Source organism: Klebsiella sp. KE9456, assembly GCF_043832615.1.
Lineage (GTDB): Bacteria > Pseudomonadota > Gammaproteobacteria > Enterobacterales > Enterobacteriaceae > Klebsiella > Klebsiella indica.
Genome location: NZ_JBDYQK010000001.1, coordinates 277,113 through 297,239 on the forward strand (window position 1 = coordinate 277,113; position 20,127 = coordinate 297,239).

22 protein-coding genes and 1 riboswitch are annotated in these 20,127 nt (G+C 56.4%); of the genes, 15 read left to right on the forward strand and 7 right to left on the reverse strand.

From position 1 onward, the window contains the following. Window positions 1-5: 5 nt before the first annotated feature. The 7 genes from ABK821_RS01230 to pduA are packed head-to-tail and all read right to left on the reverse strand — an operon-like array spanning window position 6 to window position 6,182. Window positions 6-356 (reverse strand): glycerol dehydratase reactivase beta/small subunit family protein, encoded by a 351-nt coding sequence (locus ABK821_RS01230; protein ID WP_343178359.1) that lies wholly within the window; start codon window positions 354-356, stop codon window positions 6-8. Further along, on the reverse strand, window positions 346-2,178 hold the full coding sequence (locus tag ABK821_RS01235; protein ID WP_343178358.1) for a diol dehydratase reactivase subunit alpha: 1,833 nt from the start codon (window positions 2,176-2,178) through the stop codon (window positions 346-348). The genes ABK821_RS01230 and ABK821_RS01235 overlap by 11 nt, the downstream gene beginning before the upstream one ends. A gap of 15 nt (window positions 2,179-2,193) precedes the next feature. Continuing rightward, complete coding sequence (gene pduE / locus ABK821_RS01240; RefSeq protein WP_138360122.1) at window positions 2,194-2,721, reverse strand: propanediol dehydratase small subunit PduE; 528 nt, start codon at window positions 2,719-2,721, stop codon at window positions 2,194-2,196. A 14-nt stretch (window positions 2,722-2,735) separates the two neighbouring features. Further along, window positions 2,736-3,395, reverse strand: coding sequence for a propanediol dehydratase medium subunit PduD (pduD, locus tag ABK821_RS01245; protein WP_138360121.1), 660 nt, complete (start codon window positions 3,393-3,395; stop codon window positions 2,736-2,738). 10 nt (window positions 3,396-3,405) lie between these two features. Then, window positions 3,406-5,070, reverse strand: coding sequence for a propanediol dehydratase large subunit PduC (pduC, locus tag ABK821_RS01250; protein ID WP_138360120.1), 1,665 nt, complete (start codon window positions 5,068-5,070; stop codon window positions 3,406-3,408). A gap of 18 nt (window positions 5,071-5,088) precedes the next feature. Then, window positions 5,089-5,901, reverse strand: coding sequence for a propanediol utilization microcompartment protein PduB (gene pduB / locus ABK821_RS01255; protein WP_138360119.1), 813 nt, complete (start codon window positions 5,899-5,901; stop codon window positions 5,089-5,091). Continuing rightward, complete coding sequence (pduA, locus tag ABK821_RS01260; protein ID WP_138360118.1) at window positions 5,898-6,182, reverse strand: propanediol utilization microcompartment protein PduA; 285 nt, start codon at window positions 6,180-6,182, stop codon at window positions 5,898-5,900. The genes pduB and pduA overlap by 4 nt, the downstream gene beginning before the upstream one ends. Window positions 6,183-6,706: 524 nt before the next feature. Here pduA and pduF point away from each other — a divergent pair. The 15 genes from pduF to cbiM all read left to right on the forward strand — a co-directional run bounded on the left by pduF (window position 6,707) and on the right by cbiM (window position 20,126). Beyond that, entirely contained in the window at window positions 6,707-7,507 is an 801-nt protein-coding gene (gene pduF, locus ABK821_RS01265) for a propanediol diffusion facilitator PduF (protein ID WP_395033799.1), read from the forward strand. A 188-nt stretch (window positions 7,508-7,695) separates the two neighbouring features. After that, a complete protein-coding gene (pocR, locus tag ABK821_RS01270; RefSeq protein WP_138360116.1) occupies window positions 7,696-8,607 on the forward strand; it encodes a regulatory protein PocR in 912 nt (303 codons plus the stop codon). Between the two features lie 298 nt (window positions 8,608-8,905). Further along, a riboswitch (cobalamin riboswitch) is annotated at window positions 8,906-9,208 on the forward strand. Window positions 9,209-9,295: 87 nt separating this feature from the next. Further along, a complete protein-coding gene (locus ABK821_RS01275; RefSeq protein ID WP_343178357.1) occupies window positions 9,296-10,675 on the forward strand; it encodes a cobyrinate a,c-diamide synthase in 1,380 nt (459 codons plus the stop codon). Beyond that, complete coding sequence (gene cbiB / locus ABK821_RS01280; protein ID WP_138360114.1) at window positions 10,672-11,631, forward strand: adenosylcobinamide-phosphate synthase CbiB; 960 nt, start codon at window positions 10,672-10,674, stop codon at window positions 11,629-11,631. Before ABK821_RS01275 ends, cbiB begins: the two co-directional genes overlap by 4 nt. A gap of 10 nt (window positions 11,632-11,641) precedes the next feature. Beyond that, entirely contained in the window at window positions 11,642-12,274 is a 633-nt protein-coding gene (locus ABK821_RS01285) for a cobalt-precorrin-8 methylmutase (protein WP_138360113.1), read from the forward strand. Then, window positions 12,271-13,410 carry a cobalt-precorrin-5B (C(1))-methyltransferase CbiD gene (gene cbiD, locus ABK821_RS01290; RefSeq protein ID WP_138360112.1) on the forward strand — a complete coding sequence of 380 codons (1,140 nt, stop codon included), beginning with the start codon at window positions 12,271-12,273 and terminating at the stop codon, window positions 13,408-13,410. The genes ABK821_RS01285 and cbiD overlap by 4 nt, the downstream gene beginning before the upstream one ends. Next, complete coding sequence (locus ABK821_RS01295) at window positions 13,404-14,009, forward strand: cobalt-precorrin-7 (C(5))-methyltransferase (protein WP_138360111.1); 606 nt, start codon at window positions 13,404-13,406, stop codon at window positions 14,007-14,009. Before cbiD ends, ABK821_RS01295 begins: the two co-directional genes overlap by 7 nt. Then, complete coding sequence (locus tag ABK821_RS01300; protein WP_138360110.1) at window positions 13,999-14,568, forward strand: decarboxylating cobalt-precorrin-6B (C(15))-methyltransferase; 570 nt, start codon at window positions 13,999-14,001, stop codon at window positions 14,566-14,568. The genes ABK821_RS01295 and ABK821_RS01300 overlap by 11 nt, the downstream gene beginning before the upstream one ends. Further along, complete coding sequence (locus ABK821_RS01305; RefSeq protein WP_395033800.1) at window positions 14,561-15,334, forward strand: cobalt-precorrin-4 methyltransferase; 774 nt, start codon at window positions 14,561-14,563, stop codon at window positions 15,332-15,334. Before ABK821_RS01300 ends, ABK821_RS01305 begins: the two co-directional genes overlap by 8 nt. Continuing rightward, on the forward strand, window positions 15,315-16,370 hold the full coding sequence (cbiG, locus tag ABK821_RS01310) for a cobalt-precorrin 5A hydrolase (protein ID WP_138360108.1): 1,056 nt from the start codon (window positions 15,315-15,317) through the stop codon (window positions 16,368-16,370). Before ABK821_RS01305 ends, cbiG begins: the two co-directional genes overlap by 20 nt. Then, the gene (locus ABK821_RS01315) at window positions 16,370-17,095 is read left to right on the forward strand and encodes a precorrin-3B C(17)-methyltransferase (RefSeq protein ID WP_138360107.1); all 726 of its coding nucleotides are present in this window, start codon (window positions 16,370-16,372) and stop codon (window positions 17,093-17,095) included. Before cbiG ends, ABK821_RS01315 begins: the two co-directional genes overlap by 1 nt. Next, window positions 17,092-17,877 (forward strand): cobalt-precorrin-6A reductase, encoded by a 786-nt coding sequence (locus ABK821_RS01320; RefSeq protein WP_138360106.1) that lies wholly within the window; start codon window positions 17,092-17,094, stop codon window positions 17,875-17,877. Before ABK821_RS01315 ends, ABK821_RS01320 begins: the two co-directional genes overlap by 4 nt. Before the next feature lie 10 nt (window positions 17,878-17,887). After that, window positions 17,888-18,682, forward strand: a complete 795-nt coding sequence (locus ABK821_RS01325; protein WP_138360105.1) for a sirohydrochlorin cobaltochelatase — start codon at window positions 17,888-17,890, stop codon at window positions 18,680-18,682. Continuing rightward, on the forward strand, window positions 18,679-19,392 hold the full coding sequence (locus ABK821_RS01330; protein WP_138360104.1) for a cobalt-factor II C(20)-methyltransferase: 714 nt from the start codon (window positions 18,679-18,681) through the stop codon (window positions 19,390-19,392). Before ABK821_RS01325 ends, ABK821_RS01330 begins: the two co-directional genes overlap by 4 nt. Then, window positions 19,389-20,126 carry a cobalt ECF transporter S component CbiM gene (cbiM, locus tag ABK821_RS01335; RefSeq protein ID WP_138360103.1) on the forward strand — a complete coding sequence of 246 codons (738 nt, stop codon included), beginning with the start codon at window positions 19,389-19,391 and terminating at the stop codon, window positions 20,124-20,126. The genes ABK821_RS01330 and cbiM overlap by 4 nt, the downstream gene beginning before the upstream one ends. The last annotated feature ends 1 nt before the right edge of the window (window position 20,127 follow it).

The following is a 20,127-nucleotide window of genomic DNA, read 5'->3' on the forward strand; positions in this document are numbered from 1 at the left end:
TGTGTTTAAGCATGGAGATCCCGAAAAGGGATCCCTTTGACCAGCCGTGCCGCGTTATTACCGGTATTGCGTTGGGCCTGACTGTCCTGATTAAGCATCAGCGTAAAAAGCGGCGCGGATGCGGGTAAATTCTTGTAGTGCACGGCCAGCGAGTGCCGATCGCAGGCAATGCCCACCAGCAGCGGGGAGCAACGTGCCGCCTGCCAGGCGTTATCAACCACCTCTCCGGCAAGGGCGCGCTGGATCCGGAAAGGAATACCTTCCTCTTCAATGCCCAGCAGCACTTCGTTCCAGAGGTTGATACAGTCGCCGATGGCGATAATGACGATTGCCGGAACGCCGGGATTACTGTCCATGAGCAAACTCCTTATGCCAGGAGAGAATCAGCCCGGTGGCGACCGCATTTCTCGGGCCTTCTGTGCCGCGAATATTTCCCCGCCCGGCCACCAGCCGGTAGTGCGCCAGCGCATCGGTGACCAGTTGCGGGATTTCAAAATCCAGCGACGAGCCGCCAACCAGCACCACGAAAGGAATATCGCGGATGTTGCCGGTCGGGCTGACCTGACGCAGGGCGCGCAGCGCGTTAGTGACAAAGACACGTTCTTTGGCGCTACGGCGAATGGCGCGCACTTTTTCCAGCGCTAAATCGCCGGGTAATGGAACCAGTTCGTCCGGTTTCACCACGCAGACGCGAGCGAATACGGCGGGAGCCAGCGACGTCGGGAAGAACTGCACGCTGCCGTCCTCGTGACGTAAATGGAACAGGCTTTCCACTTTGGCCAGCGGGTATTTCTTAATCTCTTCCGCCAGATAGCGATCTTCCAGACCCAGTTCACGGGCAATGATCATGGTGACCATGTCGCCAGCCCCGGCGAGATGAGTGGCGGTGATGTCGCCTTTTGGGGTAATAATTGAGGCATCGGTGGAGCCTGCGCCGAGATCAAGAATCGCCAGTGGTCGGGTTGTGCCCGGCGTCGTCAGCGCGCCCAGAATGGCGGCCTCAGCCTCTGCGCCGCCGATCTGCACATCAATATTGAGTTTTTGCTCAATTTCGCGGGCAATCAGCGCCATCTGCAGACGATCTGATTTCACCATTGAGGCGATGCCGACGGCCTGTTCCAGCGAGAACTCCCCGGCAAGGCCGCCGGTGACGCTGACCGGTACCGACGTATCGACAGCCAGCAGATCCTGAATGAAAATTTCGCCGCTGGGTTTATTCGTCAGTTCAGCCATGGTCTGGCGCACATGCTCCAGCATGCCGCCGATATTGGTCCCCGCTTCACCAGTGACGTTATCCAGCTTACTGCAACCTTCAACCGCTCTCATGATGGCGTCGGCACCGGCGGCAACATCCACACGCACGGTTCTGCCTTGCGACAACAGTTCCAGATTACCGGCCGGTATCGCCCGCGCTTTGACGTCGCCGGAGGGGGTTTTGACCACTACGGCGGAACGGTTACCGATCAGTGCGCGCGCCATCGGTACGATGTTTTTTGTCTCATCGGCGTTGAGGTTAAATACGGTAGCGATACCGTAAGGATTGGAGAGGGTTTCGATAATTTTCCCCGGAACGGCGACTTCAATCGCTGCCAGCATACCCAGTGGAATTCGGTCGATGTAGAGCACTTCATCGACAATGGGCAGCGGTTTTTTCAGCCGGTTGCTGACCAGCACGCCGTCGTCACGCTGCAAAATGACGCCGGTGATTTGATATCCAGCGCGCGCGGAGGCGTTAATCATATTGGCGACATCGGCGAAATCGAACGTCGATGACACCACGAGGATATAGGGCGTATCCGCCGCGCGCGTTAACAGCTCCTCTGGTGTAATGGTGATACCTACGCCAAGCCCCGCGCCGCCTGGCGTTTTCGGGTTATGGCCGATCATTGTCGATTCGGTGATGATGGTTTCGGTAATGGTTTCCATCGCCACATCGCCAATCACCGGCGTGGCTTCATTAATGCGAATGAGTGAAATATCGCTGACATTGATCCCGGCGCGCTGCGCGACGAGAGAGAGCGCTTCCTTAATGCCGAACACGTTACGCAACGTGCCTTTGATGCCGGTGGTTTCCGCCAGCGCACTGTGCGTTATCGTCAGTACGCCAGCCTCATCCTGAGTCGCCAGCGCGACTTCTGTTGATGAGTTACCTATATCAATGCCAGCTATATATCGCATCGTATATCCCTGATGTTAATCGTCGCCTTTAAGTTTTTTACGCTCGACGTACAGCACCGCCGCTTCACGCACGAAAGCTGCGCAAATCTTTGCCTGATAACGGTTTTCGAGATCGTCGGCGATGGCGAGAAGCTCTTCTTTCGTGGAACGGTACGGACGCAGAGCGTTATAGATTTCAAGAATGCGATCATCCGGTACGGCGGTCAGTTCGGCGGCACGCTCAAAGTTCATTGCCAGCCGGTCGCGGCCTGCATCTTTGGCGATAGACGCCTGTAAACGCAGGGTTTCCGGAGTAATACGCATATCCTGCGCGGTGACTTTATTGCTCAGCACGTTTTCCAGCGTGAAGTCGTCCAGCGTTTTATTGGTGGCGGTTTTCACCCATTCCGGATGCTTATTGGCCAGCGGATAGTCGCTGACCTTAGCGTTACGGACCGTGCCGCTTTCTGTCGGGGGCAGGGTTGACGCTGATGTTTCCCCCTGCAGGCTGTTCATACGGCTCAAGACGTCGCGAACCATTGATTCAATTGCGTCGGTATTCATGGGGTTATCCTTTATCAAAGCGCCACGCGCAGTTCCTGCGGGTTTTTGCCCGTCACGACATACTTCGTCTCTTTAATGTGCAGAATGGCGGATTTCGCCTGGTACTTCGGGCGCGCCATCTGGTCATTCAGCGTTGGGACCGGCTGCGGTGATTCACGTTTCGCATAGCGAGCGGCGTTTTTACCAATCTGACGGTAGGTTTCCAGCGTCAGCAGCGGCGCCTGGGGGAATAACTCCAGATTAGAGAGCGGCGGTAGCCCCTGTTGATGGATTACCGTGGTGCCTTTCGACTGGATGCCGATGGAGATGCCTGAACCGCTCAGGCGATTGCCCTCAACGGCGACAAACGCCACGTCAGAAGATTTAAAACAGCGAATGACGCGCGCCTTAATGCCTTCTTCTTCGATACCGGCAATCAATTCGCGCAAAATGCTTTTATGCGGCAGGCCAACGATGTTCACGGTTTGCGACAGGCCGAACGCCGGGCCGACGGCAATAATCACTTCATCTTGTTGTGTCCCCTGTTTGGCCTCGCCAATTTCCGTCAGAAAACTGTCACCTTGCGGTGAGTTTGCTGCCGCTGGCGCATTAAACGAGACGGGTTTATCGCTGCCCTTCATCTCGCTGAGCACGTCTTCAATTATCTGGCGCAGCAATTTTTCATTAATTTCCATTTCTCACCCCTTAATCAATCTCGTTGGGATCAAGCGCGCCAGGGATGTTTTTAATCTCTTCCCAGCGTTCGCCCTGCAGGCGATAACCCGTTGCCGGACCGGCGTAGTCGTTGACGTCGTTAACCGCAGAGAGCACTTGTCCGTCGCCGACGATAATGGCGGAGGTGTGCAGATAGTCGCCGGTCAGCTTGGCTTTCTGGATATTGAGCATGTCCTGGGCAACGTCAGGGAATCCGCCCTGCGCCAGCGCTTTCACCACTTCCAGACCGTTACGGTTTTTATTGATAATTTCCTGGGCGAACTTGATGTCTTCGACGATGTTGCGTTCTGGCATATCCTTCGAACCGTGGGCGTAGGTTGCGGCTTCAACTTCTTCATCGGTAATCGGCGGCAGCCCCATTCCGGCAAACACGGCCTGCAGGGCGCGAGCGGCTTTATTACGGATGGCGATAACATCTTCTTCGCGGACTGGACGCAGACCGCCGTCCACTTTCAGGTCACGCTGGATTACGTTGTAGTCGTCAAAGTCTTCGGCATCTTCGTTAGAACCGGCGAACATGTTGTCGTAGTTCGGTACGGCGGAGTAACCGGAGGAGATAAAGTCGGTGCCCGGCAGGAACTGCATCAGCAGGCGTGCGGTACGGCGCATATCGGAGTGGGTGAAGGTCTGGTCGTTACTGGAGGCGCATTCCAGATCCAGCGCGGAGCAGATCAGGTTTTCCGCCAGTACGGCGCGAATGCCTGACGGCACGGCAGAAGGAACGCCGATGCAGCTGACAGAACCGTTCTGTAGGCCCTGAACGCCTGCGGCTTTGGTGATGTAGATACAGCGGGCTTCCAGATAGAGCATGGATTTGCCTTCGGCATAGCCCATCTGCACTTCGGAACCGGAGCCGGAAGTGAAGCGCATTTTCAGGCCGCGGGAGGCATAAGAAGAGGCGAGGAAACCTTTTGACCAGGGCGTATCGTCGCCATCGGTAAAGACCGGTTCAGTACCATAGACGGAAATGGTTTCGGCGTAACAGGTGTGACCCAGCATACCGAGCTTCAGTTCGGTGGCTTCCTCCAGTGAACACTGCGTTAATACACCTGGACGACCGACCTGGGAGCCCACCAGCAGCGCGATAGCATTGAACGGGGCGTAGCGCGCGACCGCAACCGTTGTCTCTTGCTCATCAAACCCCCGCCACGCGCCTTCGGCGGCATCGGCGGCAATCTGAACCGGGTTGTCTTTCACGTTGGTGACGTGCGCCTGCTGAGACGGCGTGCGGCGTGCGCGCATTTTCTGCATTGCCATCATCATCTCAACAACGTTCATATGCGACACGACTTCAACAATTTTCGCCGGCGTCATCGCGGTAGTCAGCGGTACGATTTCGCTACGCTGTATGTTGGGGTCACACAGCATATTCGCCAGTTTGACCGAATCCATCGCCATCACTTCTTCGGCGCGCTTCAGGTTGATGCCGTAGCGGGCGATAAAGTGGTCAATCAGGTCAAATTTGCTAACGGGTTTTCCATCCAGCTCAGTGACCGCGCCGTTAACGATTTTAATCGACGGTTTTGGGTCGTTCGGGCTTTCCATTGCAATAAAGCCTTCCTCGATCCACTCCTTAACAAAGCCGTCCTGATTCACAGGGCGTTTCGCCAGTGCTTCAAATCTTTTCGATCTCATGAATCAGCCTCGTAAGTATCAGATATAGGACGGGCGATCGTTTTTCGGTTCATCACCAAGGGTCGCAAGGACAGTTTTGCCGATTTCGCGGGCGGAGCTAACCGCCTGACGCACCGCGCCGGAGTCGCCGGAAATCACCAGAATGGCTTCGTTGCTGAAGCTCGTGCCGTGCGCCGGTGAGCTGTAAGCGACAACTTCAACGTTGGCTGACTTCAGGGCGGTATCCGCCATCAACACGCCAATGGACGCGGGAGCGCCGACAATCACACCGCAGGCACGGCCAATCGGCGCGCCAAAGGCCTTTTCCAGCGCGTAGCTGGCGCGGGCGGTGTATTGCAGCTCGATATGTCCGGCTTCATTGGCGTATACATCGCCAAAAGTGCGGTCGAGTTCTTTCAGCGCGACTTCGATACCGCGCTTCACGTCCGAAACATCATTGCCGCCTAAAATAATCAGCGAGCCGTGGCCTGCGCCGCCTTTGGTATCGCGGGGAAGTTCAATGCTGACCACTTCGGTGTTGGTGGCTTTTACCGCCTCATCGGCAGCCATAATGTGCGGGCCTGCGCCAGTGCGCGCGCCGAGAATGCCGATGGAGCGGTAGCGTTTTTCCAGCTTCATCGCTTCCAGTAAGGCGCTGTCCACATTAGCGATCACCAGACCGACGGTGTCGCCAATGGCGGTGCCGACAAATTCCGTTAAACTGCAGCTTTTTTCTGCCATAGCCGTCTCTCGTGTTGGGTGGGTTTCTTCAGGAATGGCCGTTTGTTCCGGCGTTGCCACACGGGCAATTACCTGCGCCATGATCTGTTCCACCAGTTCATTGCTGCTCATTGGCTAATTCCCTTCGGTAAGATTTTTTCTACGTCGGTATGAGGGCGTGGGATGACGTGTACGGCTTTCACTTCACCCACGTTGCGCGCGGCGGCGGCGCCTGAGTCGGTTGCCGCTTTTACTGCGCCAACGTCCCCGCGAACAATTACCGTCACCAGACCGGAGCCAATTTTTTCGTAGCCGACTAACATCACATTGGCTGACTTCACCATTGCGTCTGCGGCCTCTATGGCTGCGGTTAAGCCCTTGGTTTCTACCATTCCTAATGCTTCTTGTTGCATAAAGACCTCGCATGGAGTGTTCCGATAGTTGGAACTATAAGAAGATGTGAAGAAAAAGAATGGCTGAGTTGAATTTGATGGCGAAAAAATAGTGGTTTTTTAATAGTATAAAATTGCTGTGTTGAATTATATCAAGTTGATATTTAGTGTATTTTTTATTTATTTAAATATGAATATTTCGTTTTTCATATTCCATATTTACAAATTTGTTCATGACGATTTTAATTTTGTCTGCTATGCGAGAAAGTTGATTTGTGATGCTGATTGGAAAATGGTGAGTTGATTGCAGCAATATTTTTACATGCCAATGTAAGCGGCGTTATGGCAAAAAAAATGCGTGAATCATGCGGTCCACGCTTATTTAATAGCAATAATTTGTTATTGCTGCCTGAATTTTCCGGAGGCCCTTCCAGCAGGTTGCCAATAATTTGCTGAAGGGAGTTCATATAGTGATGATGGTTGTACTCTACTGCCAGCAGGATGTTGGCTGGTCAGGACACGAACCCTGCTAAGAAGGTGTCACAATGAACGATTCATTAAAAGCGCAATGTACCGCCGAGTTTCTGGGCACCGGGCTGTTTTTGTTTTTCGGTATCGGCTGCCTGTGCGCGTTGAAGGTGGCGGGAGCAAGCCTCGGACTGTGGGAGATTTGCATTATTTGGGGGCTGGGGATCTCGCTTGCCGTGTATCTGACTTCGGGGATATCGGGCGCGCATCTCAACCCGGCTGTGACCGTCGCGTTATGGTTATTTGCCTGTTTTCCGGGACGCAAAGTGTTCCCCTATATTGTTTCACAGGTCGCGGGCGCCTTTGGCGGCGCGGTGCTGGCCTATATGCTTTACAGCACGGTGTTTACTGAGTTTGAAGCGACGCACCATATTGTACGCGGTAGCGTAGAAAGTCTACAACTGGCGAGCATTTTCAGCACGTACCCTGCGGCGTCGCTGAGCGTCTGGCATGCCGCGCTGGTTGAAGTGGTGATCACTTCTATGTTGATGGGGATGATAATGGCGCTGACCGACGACGGTAACGGCGTGCCGAAAGGGCCTCTGGCCCCCTTGCTGATCGGCATTCTGGTGGCGGTTATTGGTGCTGCCACCGGGCCGCTGACGGGATTTGCAATGAATCCTGCGCGCGATTTTGGACCGAAACTGTTTACATGGATGGCTGGTTGGGGTGATATCGCGATGACCGGTGGAAGGGATATTCCCTACTCTATTGTGCCGATTATTGCGCCATTAATCGGCGCCTGTCTGGGCGCGGCTATCTATCGTTATCTGATTGGCAATAATTTACCGTGTAATACCTGCAAATTAGAGGAGTAATGTATCCGTTGAAATAGCCGAAAATTTTCATGAACCGGTATCACGAACTGGCCAAAAACGTCTCCCACGGATGGGGGACTTTTGCTATCGTATTATTCTTTTATCGTTGCCGGTAAATGATGATGAAAGGGAAAAAATATTAAAGAAATGTTTTGTTTATAACAAAAAATTAACTGAGAGGTTTTATCATGATTTCTGCGAGTACATTGAACTCAGAACTCATTAATAAAATCGCACAGGATTTTGCCCAGGCCACGAGTCTGGCGGTTGTGGTGGTCAATATTCACGGTGATGAAATCTCTGAATTATTTAATTTTACTCCTTTCTGCCAGCTCATGCGTCAGCACCCTCAGCTCAGCGCTCGCTGTCGGATGAGCGACCGTTGCGGCGGCCTTGAGGCCTCAAAAACCGATCAGCTCTGTATCTACCGTTGTCACGCCGGGCTAACGGATTTTTCCATCCCTCTGGTGATCGCCGGGCATCTTGTGGGGTTTGTTCTGTGCGGGCAGGTTCGTTTAAGTAACGATGTTGAACTGGTCGATATTCTGAACGTGGACAACCGCTGGAAGGCCGAGCCGGAACTGGTTAAAGCATTCCGCGACGTACCGGAGATGGACTACTCAAGGGTGATTGCTTCCGCTGATTTACTGAAGCTGATTGTAGAAAACTGCCTTAAAAAACAACTTAATTTCGTGGTGATTAAAGATAATCCGCAGCAGCCTGAACCCGCGCGCGCCGGCCGGGTCGCCAGCCCTCACGACAGTAAAATGAAGAAGGCGCTGCGCTATATTGATGCTCATCTTTCAGATGAGCTGCGTCTTGAGGACGTGGCCGCTCACGTGTATCTCAGCCCCTACTACTTCAGTAAGCTGTTCAAAAAATATCAGGGGATTGGCTTTAATGCCTGGGTTAACCATCAGCGGATGGTGAGCGCCAAAGAGCTGCTGTGTCACAGCGACTGGAGTATCGCCAGCATTGCGCGGAATTTAGGTTTTTCGCAAACCAGCTATTTTTGCAAAGTTTTTCGTCAGGCCTATCAGGTGACCCCGCAGGCTTATCGCCAGCAAATTAATGCCAGATCACAAACTGAGCCATTTTAAATGGCAATATTTTGTTATTGCCGATTTTTGCTATCTCTCTGTATCTGGCTCATTATAAAATGAAAAAATCTCATTCAGAGCAATAAATTGTCATAGCGCAACAAAATAATAATGAGCGCGCGATAAGCTGCACCAGTTTTTATTTATTTGATCAGATAGAGTGTTGTCAGAGGAATTTTTTTTCGCACCATCGGTAGAGCAATCAAACTGCCGATGCAATTAAACGCGGCGGGAGCCATTCTGCTTCCGCAAGATGTTCCGGCAATGATTCGCGCGATGTTCAATCCGCCTCGAATCATGACGGATTAAACTGACAGGCGCCAGGGAAGGGGGTGGAAATCCCCCGCAGCCCCCGCTGCTGTGATGCTGACGAACCCATATATACGCTGATTCGCTCTCGTTGTAGGGAAAACGGTTAACCGTTTTGCACAGTGTTTGCCCGGTTTCATAACGGCGTGCCTCATCAATGAGGCCTGCCATGCAGAAGCCAAAGCGCATACAACGTGAAGTGTGGCAGGTATAAACCACTGATCGCGAGATTGGGAAGGATGGGAGAGGACGACGCTAAGCCAGAAGACCTGCCTGTCGGTGATAACCAACAACTTCGGTGGGAAGTGGGTTGCTCAGATGCGTACGGTCGAAAGACCGGGGATGCACGCAGCCCTACCACTTTGTACAGGATCGGGGTATGGCGGCCAGGCAACACGCATTTATTCTCGCAGGAACCAGCAGCGGATGTGGGAAAACTACGATCACGCTCGGTTTGCTCAGCCTGTTAAAGCAGCGTGGAATGCGGGTTCTGCCCTGTAAAGTCGGCCCGGATTATCTTGATACCGGCTGGCATACCGCCGTCAGCGGTATCCCTTCCCGCAATCTCGACAGCTTTATGCTCCCGGAACCGGTTCTCAACGCGTTGTTTTGTGAACAGATGCGGCAGGCGGATATTGCGGTAATCGAAGGCGTGATGGGGCTTTATGACGGCTTCGGCAGCGACCCGAACGACTGCAGTAGCGCTGCGATGGCTAAGCAGCTTGGATGCCCGGTGATTTTACTGGTCGATGGCAAAGCGGTTTCCACCTCCGTCGCTGCCACGGTGATGGGGTTTCAGCATTTTGATCCCACTCTTAATATTGCTGGCGTTATTGTCAATCGCGTCAATAGCGAAACCCATTATCAATTGCTGAAAAGCGCCATCGAGCGCTATTGCGCGCTGCCCGTTCTCGGCTATGTGCCGCGGGTGGAGGGCGTCGAACTGCCCGAACGGCATCTGGGGCTGGTCACTGCCCGCGAATCTCTGATTAATCAGCAGGCGTGGCGCGATTTTGCCGGGACGCTGGGGCGAACCCTGGACATTGAACGGCTTCTCGATCTCAGCCAGCTCTCCGCTCTACCCACCGGCGAGTGGCCGGAACTGCCGTCGCCTGAAGCCGGAACGGGCTTGACTCTGGCGCTGGCTGAGGATGAAGCCTTCAACTTTTATTACCCGGATAACCTCACGCTGCTTGAACGCTGTGGCGTCAATATTGTGCGCTTTAGTCCGCTGCACGATAGCCAGCTTCCGTCGTGCCAGATGATTTGGCTCGGCGGTGGATACCCTGAAATTCATGCCGCCGCGCTGGCGGCGAATAGACCAATGCTGGAGCAACTGCGGGCGGCGCATCGGCGCGGCGTCGCTATCTATGCTGAATGCGGCGGTCTGATGTATCTCGGCAGCACCCTTGAAGACGCCAGCGGGGAAATGTATTCAATGGTTAATCTCATTCCCGGCCATAGCAAGATGGGCAAGCGGCTTACCCGCTTTGGCTACTGCGAGGCCCGGGCAATGTGGCAAACGCTGCTGGCGGCACCCGGCGAAATCCTGCGCGGGCATGAGTTCCACTATTCGGATTTTATCCCGGAAACGCCGGCGGCGCTGGCCTGCCGCAAGGTTCGCGATGGCATGACGCTCCGGCAGTGGACAGGCGGCTGGCAGGTTGGAAACACGTTCGCCAGCTATTTGCACCTGCATTTTGCCCAGCGTCCCACCATGCTCAACCACTGGCTGGCTACCGCAAGGAGCGTTCTATGACGTTGCTGGCCTGGTGCGTTGCCTGGATCCTCGATTTTATTATCGGCGATCCGCAGAATTGGCCGCATCCGGTGCGCTGGACGGGCAACCTTATCGCCATCGTTCAGCGCGCCGTGCGCCGTTGCTGCCGTAGCGATTTTGCCTTACGTATTGGCGGCGGAGTGATGTGTCTGGTGGTGGTCGGGCTGACATGGGGTGTTTCCTGGGGGGGATTGACGCTGGCGCAGATGATCCATCCGTGGTTTGGCTGGGCGGTTGAGGTGTGGATGATTTTTACCGTGCTGGCCGGACGCTGCCTGGCGCAGTCGGCGAGGGAGGTCGAGCGCCCGTTGCGCGCGGGCGATTTGGCCGCAAGCCGTATCAAGCTTTCATGGATTGTCGGGCGCGACACCTCGCAGCTCCAGCCGCCGCAAATTAATCGCGCGGTGGTGGAGACGGTGGCGGAAAATACCGTCGACGGTATTATCGCGCCGCTTTTCTTCCTGTTGCTGGGCGGCGCGCCGCTGGCGATGGCCTATAAAGCGATCAATACCCTTGACTCAATGGTTGGTTATAAGCATGAAAAATACCGCGCCATCGGCATGGTCAGCGCCCGCCTCGATGATGTCGCAAATTTTATCCCCGCCCGACTGAGCTGGCTGCTGATCGGCATCGCCGCTTTCCTCTGCCGCGAAGCAGGTGGCCGCGCACTCCAGATTGGCTGGCGCGACCGCTATAACCATAGCAGCCCGAACTGCGGCTGGTCGGAAGCCTCTGTCGCCGGGGCGCTCGGTATCCGGCTGGGCGGCCCTAACAATTACTTTGGTCAGCGTGTGGAGAAGCCGTGGATCGGCGACGCGACGCGCGATATTTCCGTAGATGACATTTCCCGAACGATTCGATTGATGTGGGTGGCTTCGACCCTGGCGCTGGCATTGTTTATGGCGGTGCGATACTGGCTGGTCGGCGTAGCCTGAGGACAAATAAATGCACTATATCCAGCAACCGCAGGCGATTGAGGCGAAAAGCTTCGACATTATTGGCGAGATTATTGCCGAAACGCGGCCAGACTACCGCTTCGCCAGCCCATTGCATGAAGCCATTATCAAGCGGGTAATTCACACCACCGCCGACTTTGACTGGCTGGATATTCTGTGGTTTTCGCCTGACGTGCTTGAGCGCCTTAGCGCTGCGCTAAGTCGGCCTTGCGTTCTGTATACCGACACCACCATGGCGCTGTCGGGAATTAATAAAACCCTGCTGGCTCAATCCGGCGGCGAGTGCCGCTGCTATATCAGCGATCCGCGTGTGGTGGCCGCGGCAAAAGCGCAGGGGATGACCCGCTCGATGGCGGCGGTGGATATCGCGGTTGCCGAAGAAGGGGAGAAAGTTTTTGTTTTCGGCAATGCGCCCACCGCGCTGTTTCGCCTGCTTGAGCATGATGTCGCGGTCAACGGTGTCATCGGCGTGCCGGTTGGTTTTGTCGGCGCGGCGGAGTCGAAAGCGGCTCTTACGCAGAGCGGTTTGCCCGGTATCGCCGCGCTGGGGCGTAAAGGCGGCAGCAACGTCGCCGCCGCTATCGTCAACGCGATTCTGTATCACCAGCAGGGGGCGCGATGAGCGAACAATCCTTTGACTCCCCGGTGTGGCATAACGGGAAGGCATTACGTAAAGGCTATACCACCGGCTCCTGCGCGACGGCGGCGGCAAAGGTCGCGGCGCTGATGGTGATGCGCCAGCACCTGATCCACCAGGTCTCGATCATTACCCCCTCCGGCGTGACGCTGTGTCTTAACGTTGAGTCGCCGCACGTCGAAGGGCAGCAGGCGATTGCCGCGATCCGCAAAGACGGCGGCGACGATGTTGACGCCACTCACGGGATGCTGATTTTCGCCCGCGTGACGCTCAATGATTCCGGAGAGATAACGCTGCGCGGCGGTGAGGGCGTCGGTACCGTAACCCGCAAGGGGATTGGTCTGCCTGTCGGCAGCCCGGCGATTAACCGTACCCCGCGCCATACTATCGAGTCGGCGGTACGTGAAGCGATTGGCCCGTCGCGCGGGGCAGAAGTGGAAATATTCGCGCCGGAAGGCGAGGCAAGGGCGCAGAAAACCTATAACTCTCGGCTCGGTATTTTAGGCGGCATATCAATTATCGGCACCACCGGTATTGTGACGCCGATGTCAGAGGAGAGCTGGAAGCGTTCGCTTTCTCTGGAACTGGAGATCAAGCGTGCGGCGGGCCTGGATCGCGTGGTGCTGGTGCCAGGCAACCACGGCGAGCGTTTCGTTCGTGAGCAGATGGGTATTGATGCTCAGGTGGTCGTCACCATGAGCAACTTCGTCGGCTACATGATCGAAGAGGCGGTACGCCTGGGATTCCGCCAGATTGTGCTGATCGGCCACCCAGGTAAGCTGATTAAAATTGCCGCCGGGATTTTTCATACTCACAGCCATATTGCCGATGCGCGGATGGAAACGTTAGTCGCACACCTGGCGCTGCTGGGCGCGCCGTTGGAACTTCTGCGGCAGGTGAGCGAATGCGATACCACCGAAGCGGCGATGGAGCATATCGACGCATACGGTTTCCATCATATCTATAACCATCTTGCGGAGCGCATTTGCCAGCGAGTGACGCAGATGCTGCGTTTTACCAGAACGCCGCCCACCTGCGACGCCATCATGTTCTCTTTTGATAACAACGTGCTCGGCAGCAATCGCCCGGTCGCTGAGATTGCGCGGGAGCTCTCATGTTAACGGTCGTCGGCATGGGCCCGTCAGGCCTGCATCTGATGACGCCTGCGGCGCAGGAAGCGGTCGCCGCGGCGGACGCGCTGGTGGGCGGCAAGCGGCATTTGCAGCAGTTCCCGGCGTTTCATGGGGAGCAGTTCGCGTTGGGCGCCAATATCGCGGAATTGCTGGCGTGGCTTGGCGAGCGTGAAGAGCGGCAGGTGGTGGTGCTGGCCTCCGGCGATCCGCTGTTTTACGGCATCGGCACGCGGCTGATTGCCCATTTTGGCATCGAACGTGTGCGCATTATTCCCGGTATCAGCGCGGTGCAATATCTGTGCGCGCGCGCCGGAATCGATATGAATGATATCTGGCTGACCAGCAGCCACGGGCGAGAGGTCTGTTTTGATGAGCTGGCGCGCCACCGCAAGGTTGCGATGGTGACCGACGGGCGCTGCGGACCGCGCGAAATCGCTGCGCAACTGATGGCGCGGGGCAAAGGGTATCGCTGGATGGTGATTGGCGAAAATCTGGCAATGAATAACGAGCGGATCCACTGGCTGCCGGTCAGTGAGGTCGATGGCGAATATGAAATGAACGCAGTGGTGATCCTCGATGAAAGATGAGCTTTTTCTGCGCGGCGAAAATGTGCCGATGACCAAAGAGGCCATTCGCGCGCTGGCGCTGGCCAGACTTGAGCTGCACCGGGCAAGCCACCTGATTGATATTGGCGCCGGTACCGGCAGCGTATCGATTGAGGCGGCGCTACAGTTCCCCTCGCTACAGGTGACGGCAATCGAACGCAACCCTGCAGCTTTGCAACTGCTCGACGAAAACCGTCAGCATTTCGCCTGCGGCAACATTGAGATCCTGCCTGGAGACGCACCGATGGTGATGACTGAACGGGCGGACGCCATTTTTATGGGCGGCAGCGGCGGCCAGCTTGAGGAACTGATTGACTGGTCCTGGCAGCAGCTCTACCCCGGAGGCCGTCTGGTAATGACCTTTATTTTGCAGGAAAACCTGAATGCAGCCCTCGACTATCTGAAACAGAGGGGTATCAAACGGGTTGATTGCCTGCAGCTAAACGTCTCATCGCTGACCGCACTTGGCAGCGGACACTACTTCAAACCCAATAATCCTGTTTTTGTGATTGCCTGTCAGAAGGAAGAAAACCATGGCTGAGACATTTGATCCGCGTTGCGTGTGGTTCGTTGGCGCGGGGCCTGGCGACCGTGAGCTGATTACGCTTAAGGGCTATCGATTGTTGCAGCAGGCCCGGGTAGTGATTTATGCCGGGTCACTGATTAATACCGAACTGCTGGAGTATTGCCCTGAAGGCGCTGAGTGTCACGACAGCGCCGAACTGCATCTGCAACAGATTGTCGACCTGATGGAAGCGGGCGTAAAAGCCGGGAAAACGGTGGTGCGTTTACAAACCGGGGATGTGTCGCTGTACGGCTCGGTACGAGAACAGGGCGAAGAGCTGACCAAACGCGGTATCGACTGGCAGGTGGTACCGGGGGTGAGCGCCTTTTTAGGCGCGGCGGCTGAACTGGGGGTCGAGTACACGGTTCCGGAGGTCTCCCAGAGCCTGATCATTACGCGTCTTGAAGGGCGCACGCCGGTGCCGGAACGAGAACAGCTCGAAGCGTTCGCCAGCCACCGGACCTCAATGGCCATTTATCTCTCCGTGCAGCGCATTCACCGGGTGGCGGAGCGCCTGATTGAAGGCGGCTATCCGGCGACTACGCCAGTTGCCGTTATCTATAAAACGACCTGGCCGGAAAGCCAGACCGTGCGCGGTACATTGACCGATATCAGCGACAAAGTGCGCGATGCGGGTATCCGTAAAACGGCGCTCATTCTGGTCGGGAATTTCCTGGGCGCGGAGTATCACTACTCAAAACTCTATGCAGCGGACTTTAGCCATGAATACCGTAAAGCCTGAATCTATCGCTCTCTTCTGCCTGACGCCCGGTGGCGTGACCCTGGCGAAACGGCTGGCGGCGATGTTGCCGCTAACCTGCTTTACCAGTGAGAAGCTGCTGGAAGAGGGGTTTTCCCCCTTTGAAAATGGTTTCGCCAACGCCGCGCGCGAGGCTTTCAGCAGCTATTCGGCGCTGATTTTCATCGGTGCGACCGGTATCGCGGTACGCGTGCTGGCCCCGCTGGTTAACGACAAGTTCAGCGACCCGGCGGTGGTAGTGATTGATGAACGCGGTCAGCATGTTATCAGCCTGCTTTCCGGCCATGCGGGCGGCGCTAATGCGTTGAGCTGTTATCTGGCAGGCATGCTGGGCGCCGATCCGGTGATCACCACCGCGACCGATATCAATAATATGGCGGCTCTGGATACGCTGGCATTTCAGCTTAATGCGCGGATGACCGACTTCCGCGCGGCGGTGAAAATCGTCAACCAGATGCTGGTCAGCCATCAGCGCGTCGGGCTGTGGTGGGATGAGGAGCTTGATGAAGATGTCCGTCATTGCGATCGGCGCGGGTTTATCACTGTCTCGGACCTGCATCAGCTTCCGGAACTGGATGCGCTGATCTGCATCACGTTGCGTAACGAACTGCCGGATATTGCCGTACCGCACTGGAAACTGGTGCCGCAGCGGGTCGTCGCCGGGATTGGCTGTCGTCGCGACACGCCGTTCCCGCTGCTGGCGGCGCTGCTGGCGCGCCAGCTTGAGGCGCAGCGGCTCGATCCGCTGGCCCTGAAAGCGATTGGCAGCGTCACGCAGAAGAAACATGAACAGGGGCTGATTCAACTTGCCTCCTGCTGCCGCGTGCCGTTTGAAACCTTTACTGCTGATGCTCTGCGTGAGTACGAGCATCATTTTCCCGCGTCATCGTTCGTCAGAAAAACCGTCGGCGTGGGGAGCGTATCTGGTCCGGCGGCCTGGCTGCTCAGCCACGGACAACTATTAGGGGAAACCCTGCGCGAACAGGGCGTCACGATTACTTTGGGAGTTTCACACTGATGTTAAGCGTAATTGGAATAGGCCCTGGTGCACAGGCAATGATGACGATGGAGGCCATTGAGGCATTACAGGCGGCGGAAATAGTCGTTGGCTATAAAACCTATACCCATCTGGTGAAAGCCTTCACCGGCGACAAGCAGGTGATCAAGACCGGAATGTGCAAAGAGATTGAACGCTGCCAGGCGGCGATTGAACTGGCGCAGGCCGGGCATAACGTGGCGCTGATCAGCAGCGGCGATGCGGGGATTTATGGCATGGCGGGGCTGGTGCTGGAGCTGGTCAGCAAGCAGAAGCTGGATCTTGAAGTGCGGCTCATTCCGGGGATGACCGCCAGTATCGCCGCCGCCTCGCTGCTGGGCGCACCGCTAATGCATGATTTCTGCCATATCAGCCTTAGTGACCTGCTTACTCCGTGGCCAGTGATTGAGAAACGTATTATCGCCGCCGGGGAAGCCGATTTCGTTATCTGTTTTTACAATCCGCGCAGCCGAGGCCGCGAAGGGCATCTGGCCCGTGCTTTTGAACTGCTGTCCGCCAGCAAAAGCGTGCAGACCCCCGTGGGCGTGGTGAAGTCGGCCGGGCGCAAAAAGCAGGAAAAATGGCTGACCACGCTCGGTGATATGGATTTTGAGCCGGTAGATATGACCAGCCTGGTGATCGTCGGCAACAAAGCCACCTACGTGCAGGATGGCCTGATGATCACCCCGCGAGGTTACGTGCTGTGAGTTACGGCGAAGTGCTGGTGATGGGCGGCACCAGCGACGCGCGGGCGCTGTGCCAGCAACTGGACGCGGCGCGGGTTAAATATACCCTGTCGGTGGCGACGGCGACCGGGAAACAGCTGGCGGGGGATCTTCAGGGGCAGGTGCGCTGCGGGCGCCTTGATCTGCAGGAGATGGTTGCCTGGCTGAAGGCTAATCGTACCCGCTGGGTGATTGACGCTTCGCATCCCTATGCTGAAGCGGTGAGCCGCAACATTATTCGCGCCTGTGCAGAGGCTGGCGTGCTGTTGAGCCGCTATCAGCGTCCTGAGCAGCTTAGCGGCCTGACGCACCCGCTACTTTATACGGTACGGAACATTGACGAAGCCTGCGAGGTCGCGCGGGGCCTTGGCCAGCGCGTGCTGTTGACCACCGGGAGTAAAGATCTGGCGCGCTGGCGCGCGGGGTTAGCCGGAAAAACGCTGCTGGCCCGCGTATTGCCTGTACCTGATGCCATCGCACAGTGTGCGGAGCTGGGCTTTGGCGTAAACGAGATCTTCGCGCTGTGCGGGCCGTTCAGCGCCGGGTTTAACGCCGCCTTTTATCGCCAGTGCCGGGCTGATGTGGTGATCACCAAAGCCTCCGGCGCGGAGGGCGGCTATCAGGAAAAAGTACAACCCTGTCTGGATGCCGGTATTCCCTGCATCGTGGTTACACGCCCGGCACCGCTGGTGACGGGAGAAGAGTTACTGGAAAGTCAGGCAGCCTTTGCCCGGCGCTTAGCGCGCTGGCTGGCCGCGGCTTAAGGAGTCAGAAATGAAAAAAGCGCTTCTGGTAGTCAGCTTTGGCACCAGCTATCCCGACACCTGTGAGAAAAACATTGTCGCCTGCGAGCGCGAACTGGCGGCCAGCTGTCCCGATCGCGATTTGTTTCGCGCTTTTACTTCCGGGATGATTATTCGCAAGCTCAAACAGCGCGACGGCATTGAGATCGATACGCCGCTGCAGGCTTTGCAGAAGCTGGCCGGGCAGGGCTACCAGGATGTGGCGATTCAGTCGCTACACATCATTAACGGCGATGAATATGAAAAGATCGTCCGTGAAGCGCAGAGTATGCGTCCGCTGTTTGCCCGCCTGACGCTGGGCGCGCCGCTGCTAAGCAGCCACGACGATTATCTCCAGCTGATGCAGGCGCTGCGCCAGCAGATGCCCGTGCTTACGACCAATGAAACCGTGGTGTTTATGGGCCACGGCGCCAGTCATCACGCCTTCTCCGCCTATGCCTGTCTGGATCATATGATGACGTCCCGGCGTTTTCCGGCGCGCGTTGGCGCGGTCGAGAGCTATCCCGAAGTCGATATTCTTATCGACAGCCTGCGCCAGCAGGGGGTGACCGGGGTTCACCTGATGCCGCTGATGCTGGTAGCGGGCGATCACGCCATCAATGATATGGCTTCTGATGAAGAAGATTCCTGGAAAACCTTGTTTAACGCTGCCGGTATTCCGGCGACGCCGTGGCTTAACGGGTTGGGAGAAAACCCGGCGGTGCGCGCGATGTTTGTCGCCCACCTGCGGCAGGCGCTGAATCAGGCAGTAGGGGAGGCGGCATGAACGGCAAACTGTATGCCCTGAGCACCGGGCCGGGCGCCTCCGATCTGATTACCGTCCGCGCGGCGCGGATTCTCGGCAAGCTGGATATTCTCTATGCCCCTGCCGGGCGTAAAGGCGGCGACAGCCTGGCCCTCTCCATCGTGCGCGAATATCTCGGCGAGCAGACCGAAGTGCGTTGCTGCCACTTTCCGATGAGTGCCGACAGCGCGGAAAAAGAGGCCGTATGGAACGCGGTGGCCGCCGCGTTAGTTCAGGAGGTAAAAGCGGGAAAACAGGTGGGGTTTATTACGCTTGGCGATGCCATGTTGTTCAGCACCTGGGTGTTTCTGCTCCAGCGTATCGGCGGCGCGGAATGGCTGGAGATTGTTCCCGGTGTGACCTCTTTCGCCGCCATCGCCGCGCGTGCAAAAACGCCGCTGGCGATGGAGCAACAGTCGCTGGCGGTGATCTCCTGCACCGCGCCGGAAGCGGAAATTGAACAGGCGCTGCGCCAGCACGACAGCCTGGTGCTGATGAAGGTCTACGGTCGTTTTGCGCGCATTAAATCGCTACTGAAAAAACTTGGCCTGCTGGATTCGGCATTGATGATGTCCGAAGCCACGCTGCCGGGCGAGCAGTGCTGGCGTCATCTGGATGAGGTGAGCGACGACCAGCCGCTGCCTTATTTCTCGACCATTATGGTCAATAAACAATGGGAGTATGCAGAATGAAACTTGAACAACAGCTAAAACAGCTGTCTTTCAGTGGGTTAGCTGCGGCGCTATTACTGATAGTGGTTCCCGAGCAAGCCTTCGCCATGCACATTATGGAGGGATTTTTACCGCCGATGTGGGCCCTTGCCTGGTGGGTGCTGTTTTTACCTTGCCTGTGGTACGGGCTGGTGCGCCTGCGGCGTATTGTGCAGGAAGATAATAATCAGAAGGTACTGCTGGCGCTGTGCGGGGCGTTTATTTTTGTTCTCTCGGCGCTGAAAATTCCTTCCGTCACCGGCAGTTGTTCGCACCCGACCGGCGTCGGTCTGGCGGTGATCCTCTTTGGCCCTGGCGTCGTGGCGATCCTCGGCGCGATCGTGCTGCTGTTCCAGGCGCTGCTGCTGGCACATGGCGGGCTGACAACGCTTGGCGCTAACGGTATGTCGATGGCGGTGATCGGGCCGGTGGTCGGCTATATGGTATGGAAAATGGCCTGCCGGGCGGGAATTCGCCGCGATGTCGGCGTCTTTCTCTGCGCGATGCTGGCGGATCTGGTGACCTACTTTGTGACCTCCGTACAGCTTGGCGTCGCCTTCCCGGATCCGTCGACGGGGGCGATCGGCTCGATCGTTAAGTTTATGGGGATCTTCTGTCTGACGCAGATCCCGATCGCCATCGCTGAAGGGCTGTTAACCGTGATGATTTATGACCAGTTGACCAAACGTCGTCTGATTACCGCACAGGGGCATTAAG

Bases quoted from the DNA above. Each gene is read 5' to 3' on its own strand.
- cbiM (WP_138360103.1), top strand. From the start codon at position 19,389: ATGAAACTTGAACAACAGCTAAAACAGCTGTCTTTCAGTGGGTTAGCT.
- pduC (WP_138360120.1), bottom strand. From the start codon at position 5,070: ATGAGATCGAAAAGATTTGAAGCACTGGCGAAACGCCCTGTGAATCAG.
- ABK821_RS01275 (WP_343178357.1), top strand. From the start codon at position 9,296: ATGGCGGCCAGGCAACACGCATTTATTCTCGCAGGAACCAGCAGCGGA.
- ABK821_RS01235 (WP_343178358.1), bottom strand. From the start codon at position 2,178: ATGCGATATATAGCTGGCATTGATATAGGTAACTCATCAACAGAAGTC.
- pduD (WP_138360121.1), bottom strand. From the start codon at position 3,395: ATGGAAATTAATGAAAAATTGCTGCGCCAGATAATTGAAGACGTGCTC.
- pduF (WP_395033799.1), top strand. From the start codon at position 6,707: ATGAACGATTCATTAAAAGCGCAATGTACCGCCGAGTTTCTGGGCACC.
- pocR (WP_138360116.1), top strand. From the start codon at position 7,696: ATGATTTCTGCGAGTACATTGAACTCAGAACTCATTAATAAAATCGCA.
- ABK821_RS01330 (WP_138360104.1), top strand. From the start codon at position 18,679: ATGAACGGCAAACTGTATGCCCTGAGCACCGGGCCGGGCGCCTCCGAT.
- cbiD (WP_138360112.1), top strand. From the start codon at position 12,271: ATGAGCGAACAATCCTTTGACTCCCCGGTGTGGCATAACGGGAAGGCA.
- pduA (WP_138360118.1), bottom strand. From the start codon at position 6,182: ATGCAACAAGAAGCATTAGGAATGGTAGAAACCAAGGGCTTAACCGCA.
- cbiG (WP_138360108.1), top strand. From the start codon at position 15,315: ATGAATACCGTAAAGCCTGAATCTATCGCTCTCTTCTGCCTGACGCCC.
- ABK821_RS01305 (WP_395033800.1), top strand. From the start codon at position 14,561: ATGGCTGAGACATTTGATCCGCGTTGCGTGTGGTTCGTTGGCGCGGGG.
- ABK821_RS01300 (WP_138360110.1), top strand. From the start codon at position 13,999: ATGAAAGATGAGCTTTTTCTGCGCGGCGAAAATGTGCCGATGACCAAA.
- pduE (WP_138360122.1), bottom strand. From the start codon at position 2,721: ATGAATACCGACGCAATTGAATCAATGGTTCGCGACGTCTTGAGCCGT.
- ABK821_RS01285 (WP_138360113.1), top strand. From the start codon at position 11,642: ATGCACTATATCCAGCAACCGCAGGCGATTGAGGCGAAAAGCTTCGAC.
- ABK821_RS01315 (WP_138360107.1), top strand. From the start codon at position 16,370: ATGTTAAGCGTAATTGGAATAGGCCCTGGTGCACAGGCAATGATGACG.
- ABK821_RS01230 (WP_343178359.1), bottom strand. From the start codon at position 356: ATGGACAGTAATCCCGGCGTTCCGGCAATCGTCATTATCGCCATCGGC.
- cbiB (WP_138360114.1), top strand. From the start codon at position 10,672: ATGACGTTGCTGGCCTGGTGCGTTGCCTGGATCCTCGATTTTATTATC.
- ABK821_RS01325 (WP_138360105.1), top strand. From the start codon at position 17,888: ATGAAAAAAGCGCTTCTGGTAGTCAGCTTTGGCACCAGCTATCCCGAC.
- pduB (WP_138360119.1), bottom strand. From the start codon at position 5,901: ATGAGCAGCAATGAACTGGTGGAACAGATCATGGCGCAGGTAATTGCC.
- ABK821_RS01295 (WP_138360111.1), top strand. From the start codon at position 13,404: ATGTTAACGGTCGTCGGCATGGGCCCGTCAGGCCTGCATCTGATGACG.